This is a genomic window from Microbacterium barkeri (assembly GCF_027921765.1).
GTDB lineage: Bacteria > Actinomycetota > Actinomycetes > Actinomycetales > Microbacteriaceae > Microbacterium > Microbacterium barkeri.
Genome location: NZ_BSEJ01000012.1, coordinates 113,553 through 126,682, shown reverse-complemented (window position 1 = coordinate 126,682; position 13,130 = coordinate 113,553). Strand labels below are relative to the sequence as shown.

Genomic DNA, 13,130 nt, shown 5'->3' with positions numbered 1-13,130 from the left:
TCTCCAGCGCATCCGCCTCCGCCCGCAAAGCCCGCGCCCGACGCGCCCGCTCCACCGCCGAACGCGTCACCGCGACCTCCGCCGGAGTGGGCTCCCAACCCACCCCCGCATCCTCCCGCGGCATCGTCCTCGACATACCCCCACACTACCCACCCCATCGGACATTCCACCGAACAATCCCAAACTGTGGATAACTCGCGATCGAATCTATGACCGATGCAATACGGCGCGCATCTGGATCCGACGACCGAGCTGGTCCAGCCCGAGCCGCTGCTCCGTGGCCACGAGACCTCGCTCGAACGCCGTCGTCGGATGCTCCTCGACGAACCCGCACCTCGCGTAGAACGGCGCGTTCCAGGGCACCTCCGCGAAGGTCCGCAGGGTCATGGATGCGTGTCCCCGTCGCCGCGCCTCGTCCTTCACGGCATCGACGAGACGACGCCCGATCCCCTGACGACCGAAGGCGGGCAGCACCGACAGCTGCTCGAGATGCGCGGCTCCGTCCACCTCGAGTACATGCGCGAACCCGACGAGCGCGTCCCCCTCCGCGACCAGGAGGAACCCGGCCTGCGCGGCCCGATCCGCCCCGGCCGGCGCCGGATCCCACCGCTCCGGGGCGAGCAGGTCGACGAGCAGGCGATCCGCCTCGTTCTCGATCCGCTCGACATCGGCGAGATCCTGCGGAGCGACGGGGCGGATGCGGATGGCCATGGCGTCGAGCCTACAAACCGGCTCGTAGACTCGCAGGGTGACCGTCCTCCTCGCCGTGCTGCTCCTCGTCAACGCCGTCTTCAACGTCGTGGTGTGGCCGCGCTTCTGGAAGCGGGTGACAGCGGACCCCCGTGCACGCGATGAGCAGGGCCGCAGGACGGCCTTCTACACCGTGCACGCCGTGCTCATCGGCGCCGCCCTCGTGCTCGCGGCCGCCTCCGCGGTCGCCGGCGTCTGGGCGCTCGTCGCCTGACTCCGGCGGGTGCGCGACCTCGCGGCCGCCCGATGGACCGCCTAGGGTGAGCCCATGGACGATGATCGCCTGCGTCGCAAGTACCCCGTCTCCGCCATCGGCGGCGGGTTCGACGCCGTCTGGCGCCCCAGCGCGCACGAAGCGGATCAGGCGTGGCGCGCTCTCCAGATCGTGCCCGTCCCCGCGCCCTCTCCGGACAAGGGGCCGGGCGTCATCGACTTCGACGACGGCACCGTCACGATCGAGATCGACGAGTGACCGAGACGAGGAAAGGCCCCGCCGAAGCGGGGCCTTTCCTCGTGGACGAGACGACTTACTTGGAGCCGCCGAAGCCCTTGAAGCGCTGGTTGAACTTCTCGACGCGGCCGGCCGAGTCCATGATGCGCTGCTTGCCCGTGTAGAACGGGTGCGACGCCGACGAGATCTCCACGTCGATGACGGGGTACTCGACGCCGTCGAGCTCGATCGTCTTGTCGCTCGTGGCGGTCGAACGGGTGAGGAAGGTCTCGCCCGAGCCGAGGTCACGGAAAACGACCGGCTGGTACGTCGGGTGGATGTCAGTCTTCATGGTTGTCCTTGCGGGATCGATTCGATCGGATGAGAAAGTCTGCGGGCGCAGAAGCACCAAAGCCCAAGCTTATCAGACGTCGGACGCGGACACCGCGCGAGCGGCGTACCGTCCGCCCTGCTCGGCGACCGTGATGTCGAGACCGAACGTCGCGGTGAGGTTCTCGGCCGTGAGCGTGTCGCGGATCGGGCCCGCGGCCACCGCCTTGCCGTCGCGCAGCAGGAGCACGTGCGTGAAGCCGACGGGGATCTCCTCGACGTGGTGCGTCACCATGATCATCGCCGGCGTCCCGGGAGCGGCCGCGTAGCCGCTGAGGAGCTCGAGGAGGACCTCGCGCGCTCCGAGGTCGAGGCTCGCCGTGGGCTCATCCAGGAGGAGCAGCTCGGGGTCGGTCATGATCGCGCGGGCGATCTGCACGCGCTTCTGCTCCCCGTCGCTGAGCGTGCCGAACTCGCGGTCGGCGAGGTGGTCGAGTCGCCACTCGGCGAGCACGCGCAGGGCGCGGCGCTCGTCGATCCCCTCGTACTCCTCGTTCCACCGGCCGGTGACCGAGTACGCCGCCGTGAGCACCGTGTTCAGCACGGTCTCCTCCGCGGGGATCCGCTTGGCGAGCGCGCTCGAGGCGAAGCCGATGCGCGGACGCAGCTCGAAGACATCCGTGCGCCCGAGGCGCTCGTCGAGGATGTCGACGGTGCCGGAGGTCGGGTGCAGGTACGCGTCGGCCATCTGCAGGAGGGTGGTCTTTCCGGCGCCGTTGGGGCCGAGGACGACCCAGCGTTCGTCGTCGTTGACGGTCCAGCTGATGTCGTCGACGATGTTGCGACCACTGCGGCGCACCACGACGCCGTCGAACGAGAGCACGGGGAGCATGCCTCCAGCCTACCGAGGCGCTCGGGTCGGCTCGTCCGTGGCGCGCCCGCTACCCTCGTTGATCGTGACCCGCTTTCTCGTCGTCCTCGATGCCGATTCCACACTCATCCGCAATGAGGTGATCGAGCTGATCGCCGACGAGGCCGGTCGCGGCCCCGAGGTCGCGGCGGCCACCGAGGCCGCGATGCGCGGCGAGGTCGACTTCTCCGAAAGCCTGCGGTCGCGCGTGAAGGCGCTCGCCGGCGTGCCGGTCGCATCCTTCGCGCGCGTGCTCGCGCGCATCGAGCCGACACCGGGAGTGCGCGAGCTCGTCGCCGCCGTGCACGAGCGGGGCGGGATGGTCGGGGTCGTCTCGGGCGGGTTCCACGAGATCCTCGACACCGTCGCACCCGACCTGGGCGTCGATGTCTGGCGCGCGAACCGGCTGCGAGCCGAGGACGGCGTGCTCACGGGCGAGGTCGACGGCGCGATCGTCGACGCCGACGCGAAGGCGGCGTCGCTGCGCGCCTGGGCGGAGGAGCACGACGTGCCCCTCCGCCGCACGATCGCGATCGGCGACGGCGCGAACGACCTCCGGATGATCGCGGCCGCCGGGCTCGGCATCGCCTTCAACGCGAAGCCGGCGGTGCGTCAGGCGGCGCCCCTCGCCATCGGTCCGGTCGACCTGTGCGAGGTCATCCCGCTGCTGCCGTGACGAGCGGGCTCAGTGCCCCATGCCGAGTCCGCCGTCGACCGGGATGACGGCGCCGGAGATGTACGACGCGGCGTCCGACGCGAGCCAGGCCGTCACGCCCGCGACCTCGTCGGCGCTTCCGTAGCGGCCGAGCGGGATGGCCTTGCGGTACTCGGCCTGCGTCTCCTCGGGGAGCTCGGCGGTCATGTCGGTCTCGATGAATCCCGGGGCGACGACGTTCGAGGTGATCCCGCGGGCGCCGAGCTCGCGTGTGAGCGAGCGCGCGAAGCCGACGAGGGCGCTCTTGGACGACGCGTAGTTCACCTGGCCGGCCGAGCCGTACAGCCCGACGACGCTCGAGATGAGGATGACGCGCCCGAAGCGGGCCCGGATCATCCCCTTGAGCGCGCGCTTGACGACGCGGAACGACCCGCCGAGGTTCGTGCCCACGACCGCGTCGAAGTCCTCCTCGCTCATCCGCAGCATGAGCGTGTCCTTCGTGATGCCCGCGTTCGCGACGAGGATCTCGACGTTGCCGAGCTTCTCCTCCACCTCGGTGAACGCGGCGTCGAGCGATGCGGAGTCGGTCACGTCGGCGCGGACCGTGAGCGCGCCCTCGGGCCCCTCGCCGCTGCGCGCCGTGACGGCGACCCGGTACCCCTCCGACACGAAGCGCTCGGCGATGGCGCGGCCGATGCCGCGGTTGCCGCCGGTGACGAGGACGACGCGATCAGTGGTCACAGCTGGACTCCCGGTGTTCTGGGCCGATGGAACCGGACCAGCTTATGCGGGCCGCGCTCCCGCCGTCTCACGGCCCGCGCGCGGCGGCGCGAAGTAGGCTGAGAGCACCGTGAAGATCCGCAAGCCGCAGCCGCAGTCGGCGACCTCCCTCGATCGCGCTCCCCGCGATGACGAGTCGCACCGCATGCGCACCTACCTCCTGACGATGGGCGTGCGCACGCTCTGCCTCGTCCTCATGGTGGTCGTCGTGCCCTACGGCTGGTACACGTTCCTCTTCGCCGTCGGCGCCGTCGTGCTCCCCTACATCGCGGTCGTGATCGCGAACGCCGCTCAGGCCGGCCGCGTCGCGCATGCGCAGGCGCCCGAGCAGCAGGCGCTCCCCGCGGCTTCGACGCCTTCCGAGGCGCCCGGGAGCCCCGGCGTCTTCCGGATCTCCGAGAGCGGCCGATCGGATGGCGCGGCTCGCGCCGACGAGGACGAGGACGGCCGGGCGTGATCGGATTCGGCGGCGGGTTCGACGAGCCCGTGTGCTCGCGCGCCGGGTGCCGCGAGCGCGCGACCTGGAGCATCCTCTGGCGCAATCCGAAGATCCACGCGGCCGACCGCCGGAAGACCTGGCTCGCGTGCGACGCGCACGTCGACTTCCTGCGGGACTTCCTCGCGAGCCGGGACTTCCCCCTCGAGGTCGTCGAGGGCGTCGGGACGGGAGAGCCCTCGTGATCCGCTCGCGGCTCGGCCGGTGGGGCGTGTACGTCCTCATCGCCATCCTCTTCGCGGTCGCCTGCGCGTTCCTGTCGCAGTGGCAGTTCGACCGCAACGAGCAGCGGTCCGCGGCGAACGCGCTCATCGAGCGGAACTACGACGCGCCGACGGCCCCGCTCGACGAGGTCCTCCCGCCCGGCGAGGGCTTCGACCCGGCCGACGAGTGGCGGCCGGTCGTCCTCACCGGCGAGTACCTCGCCGACGAGCAGCTCCTCGTCCGCAACCGCGCCCAGGGCGGGACGAGCGCGTTCGAGGTGCTCGTGCCGTTCGCCGTGGACGACGGGCGGATCCTCGTCGTGGACCGGGGCTGGCTCCCGCCCGGAGAGGGGGCCCTGCCCGACGCCGTCCCGGCCCCGCCCGCGGGGGAGGTCGAGGTGACCGTGCGCCTCAAGCCGGGCGAGCCGCTCCCCTCCTCCGGCCGCAGCGCGCCCGAGGGGCAGCTCCCGACCATCCACCTCCCGTCCGTCGCGGAGCTCGCGGGCGACGCCACGATCGTCGACGCCTACGGGCTCATGCTCTCGGAGGATCCGGCGCCCGCGACGCGCCCGCACGCGCTCGAGGCGCCCGAGATCGACCCGGGGCCGCACCTGTCGTACGCGATCCAGTGGATCCTCTTCGCGATCATGGGGTTCGTGTTCATCGGCTACATGATCCGCACCGAGGTCCGCGCACGGCGTGAAGACGCGCTCGGCGACGAGGACGATGACGATCCGACGCCCCCTCGCCGCGCGCGACGACGCGATCGCGACGCCGACGAGGAGGACGCCCTCATCGACGGCCGCTGATCGGCCCGCTACGCGAGCGCGTCGAGAAGGGCGCGGTTGAACGCGTCGAGGTCGCCGGGGTTCCGCGACGTGATGAGGTTGCCGTCGACGACGACCTCCTCGTCGACCCAGTCCGCTCCCGCGTTGCGCAGGTCGTGCTCGAGCGATGCGTACGACGTGAGACGCCGGCCATCCGCGCTGTCTCCCTGGACGAGGATCCACGGCGCATGGCAGATCGCGGCGACGGGCCGGCCCGATGCGAGGAACTCCCGGACGAACGAGACGGCATCCGCGTCGAGGCGCAGGCTGTCGGCGTTGAGCGTTCCGCCGGGCAGGACGAGGGCATCGTAGTCGTCCGGCCGCGCGTCGGAGACGGGGACGTCGACGTCGAACACGTCACCGTGCTCCCAATCGTCCTGCATCGCCTGCAGCGTGGGCGTCGACGGCGAGACGAGGACAGTCGTCGCACCGGCGCCGTCGAGCGCCTGGCGCGGGCTGGTCAGCTCGACCTGCTCGACCCCCTTGGTGAGGAGGAACGCGACCTTCTTGCCGGAGACGGGCATGCGGAGATCCTTTCGTCGGGGTCGGATGAGTCCATCCCACGACGATCCCGACCTCAGACGCAACGCCTCGCGGATCAGCGCTCTCGCGCGTTACACTCCCGCCCTACGCGAGGGTGATGAGGTCGAGGTAGCTCTTGTTCCAGATGTCCTCGACGCCATCGGGCAGCAGCAGGACGCGCTCGGGGTTCAGCGCCTCAACCGCGCCCTCGTCATGCGACACGAGCACGACGGCGCCCTCGTAGTGCGCGAGCGCTCCGAGGATCTCATCGCGCGACGCGGGGTCGAGGTTGTTGGTGGGCTCGTCGAGAAGCAGCACATTCGCAGACGACACGACGAGCGTCGCGAGCGAGAGCCGCGTCTTCTCGCCGCCCGAGAGCACTCCGGCGGGCTTGTGCACGTCGTCGCCCGTGAACAGGAACGACCCGAGCACCTTGCGCGCCTCTGTCTCGTTGAGGTTCGGCGCCGCCGAGACCATGTTCTCGAGCACCGACCGCTTGACGTCGAGGTTCTCGTGCTCCTGCGCGTAGTAGCCGATCTTCAGGCCGTGTCCGGGCTCGATGCGACCCGTGTCGCTCTTGTCGACGCCCGCGAGGATGCGCAGGAGCGTCGTCTTGCCGGCGCCGTTGAGACCGAGCACGACGACCTTCGAGCCGCGGTCGATCGCGAGGTCGACGCCCGCGAAGATCTCGAGTGCGCCGTACGACTTCGACAGGCTCGACGCCATGAGCGGCGTCTTGCCGCACGGCGCGGGCTTCGGGAAGCGGAGCTTGGCGACCCGGTCCTCCTGGCGCACCTCCTCGAGACCCGCGAGGAGCTTCTCGGCCCGTGCGACCATCTGGTGCGCGGCCGCGGCCTTCGACGCCTTCGCCCCGAAGCGCGCTGCCTGCTGCTGCAGCACCGACGCCTTCTTCTCGGCGTTCGCGCGCTCCTTCTTGCGGCGCTCCTCGTCGGCGACCCGCTGGCGCTGGTAGTGCTTCCAGCCCATGTTGTAGATGTCGATGACTTGGCGGTTCGCGTCGAGGTAGAAGACCCGGTTGACGGTCTCCCCGACGAGCTCGACGTCATGGCTGATGACGATCAGCCCGCCCTTGTAGGTCTTGAGGAACTCGCGCAGCCAGATGACGCTGTCGGCGTCGAGGTGGTTTGTGGGCTCGTCGAGGATCATCGTCTCGGCGTCGGAGAACAGGATGCGCGCGAGCTCGATGCGACGCCGCTGACCGCCTGACAGCGTCTTGAGGGGCTGATCGAGGATGCGGTCGGGAAGCGACAGGTTGTGCGCGATCGACGCGGCCTCCGCCTCGGCGGCGTAGCCGCCGAGCGCCTCGAACCGCTCCATGAGGCGCGCATAGCGCTTCATCGCCTTCTCGGCGACGGCGGCGTCGTCATCCGCCATCCGCTCCGACGACTCGCGGATGCCCGCGGCCAGGTCGCCGAGGTCGCGCGCGTTGAGGATGCGCGTGCGCGCGGTCTCCTCGGGGTCGCCGGAGCGCGGGTCCTGCGGCAGGTAGCCGATCTCGCCCGACTTCGTGACCGTGCCGTCGGAGGGGATGAGATCGCCGGCGAGCACCTTCGTCAGGGTCGTCTTGCCCGCCCCGTTGCGGCCGACGAGCCCGACCTTGTCGCCGGGGCCGACGCGGAAGTTCACTCCCGACATGAGGAGTCGGGCTCCGACGCGGATCTCGAGGTCGTGCACGGCGAGCACAGCGGCACCAGTTTCTCTCCGGGGGTTCTGCGGCCGAACGGCCAGCCTCCCAGTATAGGCGGGGGCGCCGCTCGGCCTCCTGGGAGAGGCGCCTACGCGAAGTAGACGTCGTGGTGGAGGCGGCAGCGCTCGTTGAAGGCCCCGCCGCAGCGGGCGCACGTCGAGGACGAGAGGTACTCCGCGATGGTCGACGTCTCGCCGCAGCGGCCGCACAGGAGCGCGCGCTCACCCGCGGCATCTGCTGGCCACACCTCGCCCGGATGGTCGGCCGCCTCCTCATGGCAGGAGTGGCACGGATACCAGCGACCGCAGCATGGGAAGCGGATGGCGAGGACGTCGCGCGGTCCGTGCCAGTGCGCGCACCGCGTCTGAGCGTCGACGACCGCGCCGTGGACGAGGTGCTCCCCCACGCGCAAGGGCATCACGCGGCCCCGCGGGCGGTCAGCGCGTCGGCCACGCCGTCGGCGTGGCGCAGCGACATCACGAGCAGCGGCAGCACGGCCCGGAAGCCGAGCCTCACGCCTCGCGCGCGCTGCGCCTCGCGGATGCGCCGTGCGAAGTCGGCCACGACGGGCACGAGCGCGATCGTGAGGGAGAGCGTGAACGCGATCCGCCACGGATCCGCGCCGAACCGCGAGAGCGGTCGCAGGAGGCGCTCGAGTGCGGCGAGGAGCTCGTCCGTGCGGGTCGTGAGCGTGAGGAGCGCCGCGAGGAGCACGACCGACGCGACGCGCACGGTGTTGACGAGCGCCGGCGTCGGCCCGAGGAACACGAGCTGCGTCACCGCCATGAAGGCGACGATCCACCGCAGCGCCCAGACCTGCCGCAGCCATTCGCGCGGCCCGAAGCCGCCGAGGGCGAAGAGCCCGATGACGAGGACCAGCGCGGCGACCGCGGTGAGGGGCGTGTGCGGCCACAGCGAGATCGCCAGGGCGAGCGCGGCCATGACCGCGAGCTTCGCGCCCGCGGGCATCCGATGGATGACGCTGCCGCCGGGCCGGTACAGGGAGATCACGCGCGCTCCCCCGCGAACTCCGCTCGGTAGCGTGCGATCACGCAGTCAGGCTCGCCGACCTCGATCAGGCGGCCGTGCGCGAACCGGAGCGCGATGTCGCACCGCGCAGCGAGCTCGAGGTCGTGCGTGACGATCACGGTCTGCGCGGCGACCTCGTCGATGAGGATGTCTGCGATGCGACGCGCGTTGCCGAGGTCGAGCAGGGTCGTCGGCTCGTCGGCGATGATCAGGCGCGGGCGGCGGATGAGCACCGAGACGAGCGCGAGCAGCTGCTTCTGACCGCCGGACAGGCTGTAGGCGGGCTGGTCGGCGTGCGCGTCGAGTCCGTGCCGCTCGAGCTCGCGGGCGACGGCCGCGGCGACCTCGCCGCGCGAGAGCCCGCTCCCCTTGAGCGAGAGGGCGACGTCCTCGGCCGGAGTGGGCATGAGGATCTGCGCGTCGGGGTCGGTGAACACGAATCCCACGGCCTCGCGCAGCCGCTTCGGCTCGCGCACGACGTCGATGCCGTGGACCGAGACGACGCCCGACGTCGGCGCGACGAGGCCGTCGAGCACCCGAGCGAACGTCGACTTGCCCGAGCCATTCGCGCCGATCACCGCGATCCGGCGCTGCGGCAGCTCGACGGAGACGTCCTGCAGGATGCGCGCGCCGCCGACCTCGACCGACACGCGATCGAGGCGGATGACCCCGCGCGCGTCACTCACCGGCGGCCTGCAGGGCGGGCTGCGGCGTGCGCCGAGGGAACGCGACGGGATAGGCGCGGTGCAGCGCGACCGCGAGCACGGTCGCGACGGCGGCCTTGATGAGATCGCCCGGCAGGAACACGGCGCTCGCGACGAGGGCATCGCCGAGGGGCAGGCCCATCACGAGGGCCTGCACCGGCACGCCGATCGCGTAGATCACGCCGATCCCGCCGACGACGGCGCCGACGGCCACCCGCCACCACGCGAAGCACCGGCCCGCGTGCGCGATGAGCCCGACGACCGCAGCGCCCGGGATCCAGCCGAGCAGATACCCCGCCGTGGGGCCGACGAAGACGCCGAGCCCGCCGCGCCCGCCGGCGAGGACCGGGAGCCCGACCGCCGTCAGCACGACGACGACGAGCACCGCGGCGGCCGCGTTCCGCCATCCGAGCACCGCGCCGGCGAGCATGACGCCCAGCGTCTGCGCCGTGATCGGCACGCCGACCGGGCCCGGGATCGGGCCGACCAGGCCGAGGGCGATGATGAGAGCGGCGAACACGGCGATGCGCGCGATGTCGCGGCCCTCGAAACGGCTCGTCACGGTCATGGGGGTCTCCTGTCGGCGGGGAACGCGTCCTGAACAGCGTTCACGTGAACGGCGTTCAGTATACTCATGGGCATGGCCGACGCGACGACAGCCCGCAACGATCGCGCCGGCATCGTCGAGGCGGCCCTGCGCATCCTCGACACCCACGGACTGGGCGATCTCACGATGCGGCGGCTCGCGGCCGAGCTCGACGTGCGCGCCAGCGCGCTCTACTGGCACTTCGACAGCAAGCAGGTGCTCCTCGCCGCGCTCGCGGATCGCATCGTGCGCGCCGCGGAGGTCGCCGACGACGCGTCCCCGGCCGAGGTCGCGCTCGCCCTGCGCGACGCGCTTCTCGCGCATCGCGACGGCGCCGAGGTCGTGCTGAGCACGCAAGCGCTCGCGCTCGGCGAGGACGCCCCCCGCCGACGGCTCGCCGAGGCGCTCGCCCGGACGCTCCCGCAGGACGACGCCGACCGCGGGGCCGCCATCCTGCTCCCGTTCGTCCTCGGGCACGCGTCGCTCGTGCAGCAGCGGCTGCAGGCCGCCGAGCTGGGTGTCGTGCCGGGTGACGGCGCCGACGCAGCGGATGCCGACTTCCGGCACGGCGTCGCGGTGATCCTCGCGGGTCTCGGCGCCGGCTGAGCGCGCTCAGACCTCGCGCGCGTGGCCCAGGCGCAGCCCGGGGACGAGCGCGGCCAGCGCAAGCAGGAGCCCGATGCCGAAGACCGCGGCGAACGCGCCCGACGCGCCCCCGAGGGCCGTGAACGCGAGCCCCATGACCGCCATCGTCGCCGACGCCCCCACCGAGTCGCTGATCTGGAGCGCCGAGGAGTTGAACCCCTGGTTGCGAGCCGATGAGTAGGCGATCGTGAGCACGGTGAGCCGAGGGTAGACGAGGCCCATGCCGAGTCCCGCGAAGCCCCAGAAGCCGATCGGCACCCAGGCCGGCAGGCCGAGCGCGGCCGTGAGCATGCACGCGGTGAGGGCGACCGCGAGCAGGGCGGCGCCGAGCAGCGCGATGCGGCGGTTCCCCATCCGATCTCCGAATCGCCCCGACAGCTCCGCCGCTGCAGCCCAGGTGAGCGCCGCGACGGTGAGACCGGCCCCCGCCGTCGTCGGAGAGAACCCGAAGCGGTCGATGAGCAGGTACGGCACGTAGATCTCGGCGCCGAAGAGCGCGCCCGCGATGAGCCCGCGCATCACGATGACGCTCGGCAGTCCGCGTGCGAGGCGGATCGTCCGCGCCGGCAGGAGCGGCAGGATGGACGCCGCGACGACGACGAGCGATGCGGCCGCCGCGAGCCAGCCGAGCGCCCCCTCGATCTCGCCGGAGAGGCTGAGCGCGAGGGCCCCGACCGCGACGACGACCGCGAACAGGAGGCGTCGCGCGATGCCGCCCATGTGGGGCTCCTCCGGCGACGTGCGAAGGCCCCGCAGGCTGGGCGCGATCATCGCGAAGGCGGCGACGGTGAGGATCGCGATCCCCGCGAAGACCCACCGCCAGTGGAGATACTGGGCAACGGCGCCCGCGAGCACCGGGCCGACGAGCGAGGGGACGATCCACGCGGCCGAGAACGCCGCCATGACCCGGCCCTGCACCCGCGCGGGGAAGACGCGTGCGACGACGACGTAGAGCGCGACGACCTGGCCTCCCGAGCCGAGTCCCATGATGAGCCGCCCGACGACGAGCGTCGTCATGTCGCCCGCGAGCGCGTCGATCGCAAGGCCCGCGACGAAGAACAGCGCGGCCGTGTAGAGCGGTGCGACGGGCCCCGTCCGATCCGACCACGCGCCGGCCGCGACCATCCCGATCACCGCGGTCGCGAACGTCCCCGAGAACGCGACAGCGTACAGGGCCTCGCCGTTCAGGTCGCTCGCCACGACCGGCATCACCGTGGTGACGGCGAGGGACTGGAGCGCGGCGAGGAAGATGAGCGCCACCGCGCCGAGCGTCGTGAGGAGGTACGGCCTCCGCCAGATGCTCGGCCCCGCGGTCGCGGGCACGACCGGAACCTGCCCCGACGCGGCGGCGCGGGGATCGACCCCGCTCACGACGCGATGAGCGCGCCGATGCGCCGGATGGCCGCCTCGAGGATCTCCGGTCCGGTGCCGTAGTTGATGCGCGCGAATCCCGCGCCCTCCGCGCCGAATGACGGTCCGGGGTTGAGCGCGACCTTCGCGTCCTTGAGGATGCGCCGCGACGGGTCGTCGCCCCATCCGAGCGCGCCGAGGTCGACCCAGGCGAGGAAGCCGGCGTCGCCCGGCAGATAGCGCGCGCCGGGCACGTGCTCCGCGAGCAGGTCCGCGAGCAGGGCGCGGTTCGCGTCGAGTCGCGCGATCAGGGCGTCGAGCCATCCGTCGCCGTCCTCGAACGCCGCGATCCCCGCGAGGATGCCGAACAGCCCCGTGCGCCACTCGACCTCCATGGGGATCCGGCTCACGACGGCGTGCGCGGCGTCGGAGGCCGTGACGAAATGCGCGCATTTGAGCCCCGCGAGGTTGAACGCCTTGCTCGCGCTCGTGAGGGCGATGCCGACCTCGGCCGCCGTCTCGCTCGCCGCGAGGAACGGCGTGTACTCCGCGCCGGGCAGCACGAGCGGCGCGTGGATCTCATCGCTGATCACCCACGCGCCATGGCGCGCGGCGATCTCGGCCAGCTCCGCGAGCGCCTCGCGCGCGTGCACCGTGCCGGTCGGATTGTGCGGGTTGCAGAGCAGGATGGCCTTCGCACCGGCGGCGAACGCCGCGTCGATGCCGTCGAGGTCGAGCTGCCAGCCGGCGTCGGCGCGAACCAGGGGGACGCGGATGGCCTCGGTGGCGGACTCCTCGTGCACCGCGAAGAAGGGCGGGTAGACCGGCGGCGTGACGATGACGCCCTCGCCGGGGCCGGCCACCGCGCGGATGGCCTCGGCGACGCCCATCATGACGTCGCACGTCGTGCGCACGCGCGCGGGGTCGACATCCCAGCCGTAGCGGCGGCTCGCGAAGCCCGCGAACGCCTCCGGATAGCGCGTGCGCGGGGGCACGTACCCCGTGTCGCCGCGCTCGACCGCCGCGCTGAGCGCCTGGGAGATGGCCGGGGCGAGCGGGAAGTCCGTCTCGGCCACGAAGAGCGGCAGGACGTCGGCGGGGTACGTCGCCCACTTCGTGCTCGTTCGGGTGCGCAGGGTCTCCAGGGGCAGGGCGTCGAGCGGCGTGGTCACCCTTCGAGCCTAGACGCGGAACGACCCGGAGCC

Annotated in this window: 19 protein-coding genes; 7 read left to right on the top strand and 12 right to left on the bottom strand. The window is 71.9% G+C overall.

Annotation, left to right across the window (positions count from 1 at the left end):
* Window positions 1-207 precede the first annotated feature (207 nt).
* Window positions 208-711, bottom strand: a complete 504-nt coding sequence (locus PKE79_RS12755; RefSeq protein ID WP_271174077.1) for a GNAT family N-acetyltransferase — start codon at window positions 709-711, stop codon at window positions 208-210.
* A gap of 37 nt (window positions 712-748) precedes the next feature.
* Here PKE79_RS12755 and PKE79_RS12750 point away from each other — a divergent pair, with 37 nt between their 5' ends.
* The gene (locus PKE79_RS12750; protein ID WP_271174076.1) at window positions 749-964 is read left to right on the top strand and encodes an SCO4848 family membrane protein; all 216 of its coding nucleotides are present in this window, start codon (window positions 749-751) and stop codon (window positions 962-964) included.
* Window positions 965-1,018: 54 nt separating this feature from the next.
* A complete protein-coding gene (locus tag PKE79_RS12745; protein WP_271174075.1) occupies window positions 1,019-1,222 on the top strand; it encodes a hypothetical protein in 204 nt (67 codons plus the stop codon).
* A 55-nt stretch (window positions 1,223-1,277) separates the two neighbouring features.
* Here the strand turns inward: PKE79_RS12745 and PKE79_RS12740 are convergent, their stop codons facing one another.
* A complete protein-coding gene (locus tag PKE79_RS12740) occupies window positions 1,278-1,532 on the bottom strand; it encodes a type B 50S ribosomal protein L31 (RefSeq protein ID WP_271174074.1) in 255 nt (84 codons plus the stop codon).
* Between the two features lie 72 nt (window positions 1,533-1,604).
* Window positions 1,605-2,402 (bottom strand): ABC transporter ATP-binding protein, encoded by a 798-nt coding sequence (locus tag PKE79_RS12735; RefSeq protein ID WP_271174073.1) that lies wholly within the window; start codon window positions 2,400-2,402, stop codon window positions 1,605-1,607.
* A gap of 58 nt (window positions 2,403-2,460) precedes the next feature.
* On the opposite strand from PKE79_RS12735, the gene serB reads away from it, so the two are divergent.
* A complete protein-coding gene (gene serB / locus PKE79_RS12730; protein WP_271174072.1) occupies window positions 2,461-3,096 on the top strand; it encodes a phosphoserine phosphatase SerB in 636 nt (211 codons plus the stop codon).
* A 9-nt stretch (window positions 3,097-3,105) separates the two neighbouring features.
* Here serB and fabG read toward each other — a convergent pair whose 3' ends face one another.
* Complete coding sequence (gene fabG, locus PKE79_RS12725; RefSeq protein ID WP_271174071.1) at window positions 3,106-3,816, bottom strand: 3-oxoacyl-ACP reductase FabG; 711 nt, start codon at window positions 3,814-3,816, stop codon at window positions 3,106-3,108.
* 109 nt (window positions 3,817-3,925) lie between these two features.
* Here fabG and PKE79_RS12720 point away from each other — a divergent pair, with 109 nt between their 5' ends.
* Genes PKE79_RS12720 through PKE79_RS12710 form a run of 3 tightly spaced genes read left to right on the top strand, consistent with a single transcriptional unit; the run spans window position 3,926 to window position 5,363 of the window.
* Window positions 3,926-4,312, top strand: a complete 387-nt coding sequence (locus tag PKE79_RS12720) for a DUF3099 domain-containing protein (RefSeq protein WP_271174070.1) — start codon at window positions 3,926-3,928, stop codon at window positions 4,310-4,312.
* On the top strand, window positions 4,309-4,536 hold the full coding sequence (locus PKE79_RS12715) for a hypothetical protein (RefSeq protein ID WP_271174069.1): 228 nt from the start codon (window positions 4,309-4,311) through the stop codon (window positions 4,534-4,536). The genes PKE79_RS12720 and PKE79_RS12715 overlap by 4 nt, the downstream gene beginning before the upstream one ends.
* Entirely contained in the window at window positions 4,536-5,363 is an 828-nt protein-coding gene (locus tag PKE79_RS12710) for an SURF1 family cytochrome oxidase biogenesis protein (protein ID WP_271174080.1), read from the top strand. The genes PKE79_RS12715 and PKE79_RS12710 overlap by 1 nt, the downstream gene beginning before the upstream one ends.
* Before the next feature lie 8 nt (window positions 5,364-5,371).
* Here the strand turns inward: PKE79_RS12710 and PKE79_RS12705 are convergent, their stop codons facing one another.
* The 6 genes from PKE79_RS12705 to PKE79_RS12680 all read right to left on the bottom strand — a co-directional run bounded on the left by PKE79_RS12705 (window position 5,372) and on the right by PKE79_RS12680 (window position 9,912).
* Window positions 5,372-5,905, bottom strand: coding sequence for a type 1 glutamine amidotransferase domain-containing protein (locus PKE79_RS12705; protein WP_271174068.1), 534 nt, complete (start codon window positions 5,903-5,905; stop codon window positions 5,372-5,374).
* A 103-nt stretch (window positions 5,906-6,008) separates the two neighbouring features.
* Window positions 6,009-7,607 carry an ABC-F family ATP-binding cassette domain-containing protein gene (locus tag PKE79_RS12700; protein ID WP_271174067.1) on the bottom strand — a complete coding sequence of 533 codons (1,599 nt, stop codon included), beginning with the start codon at window positions 7,605-7,607 and terminating at the stop codon, window positions 6,009-6,011.
* Between the two features lie 92 nt (window positions 7,608-7,699).
* Entirely contained in the window at window positions 7,700-8,029 is a 330-nt protein-coding gene (locus PKE79_RS12695; RefSeq protein WP_271174066.1) for a CHY zinc finger protein, read from the bottom strand.
* Window positions 8,029-8,622, bottom strand: a complete 594-nt coding sequence (locus PKE79_RS12690) for a CbiQ family ECF transporter T component (RefSeq protein WP_271174065.1) — start codon at window positions 8,620-8,622, stop codon at window positions 8,029-8,031. Before PKE79_RS12690 ends, PKE79_RS12695 begins: the two co-directional genes overlap by 1 nt.
* Window positions 8,619-9,326: an energy-coupling factor ABC transporter ATP-binding protein gene (locus tag PKE79_RS12685; RefSeq protein ID WP_271174064.1), complete on the bottom strand. Its 708-nt coding sequence runs from the start codon at window positions 9,324-9,326 to the stop codon at window positions 8,619-8,621. Before PKE79_RS12685 ends, PKE79_RS12690 begins: the two co-directional genes overlap by 4 nt.
* Window positions 9,319-9,912, bottom strand: a complete 594-nt coding sequence (locus PKE79_RS12680) for a biotin transporter BioY (RefSeq protein ID WP_271174063.1) — start codon at window positions 9,910-9,912, stop codon at window positions 9,319-9,321. Before PKE79_RS12680 ends, PKE79_RS12685 begins: the two co-directional genes overlap by 8 nt.
* A 72-nt stretch (window positions 9,913-9,984) precedes the next feature.
* On the opposite strand from PKE79_RS12680, the gene PKE79_RS12675 reads away from it, so the two are divergent.
* Complete coding sequence (locus PKE79_RS12675) at window positions 9,985-10,536, top strand: TetR family transcriptional regulator (protein ID WP_271174062.1); 552 nt, start codon at window positions 9,985-9,987, stop codon at window positions 10,534-10,536.
* 6 nt (window positions 10,537-10,542) lie between these two features.
* Here the strand turns inward: PKE79_RS12675 and PKE79_RS12670 are convergent, their stop codons facing one another.
* Window positions 10,543-11,946, bottom strand: a complete 1,404-nt coding sequence (locus PKE79_RS12670) for an MFS transporter (RefSeq protein ID WP_271174061.1) — start codon at window positions 11,944-11,946, stop codon at window positions 10,543-10,545.
* Window positions 11,943-13,097 carry a MalY/PatB family protein gene (locus PKE79_RS12665; RefSeq protein WP_271174060.1) on the bottom strand — a complete coding sequence of 385 codons (1,155 nt, stop codon included), beginning with the start codon at window positions 13,095-13,097 and terminating at the stop codon, window positions 11,943-11,945. Before PKE79_RS12665 ends, PKE79_RS12670 begins: the two co-directional genes overlap by 4 nt.
* Window positions 13,098-13,130: the final 33 nt, after the last annotated feature.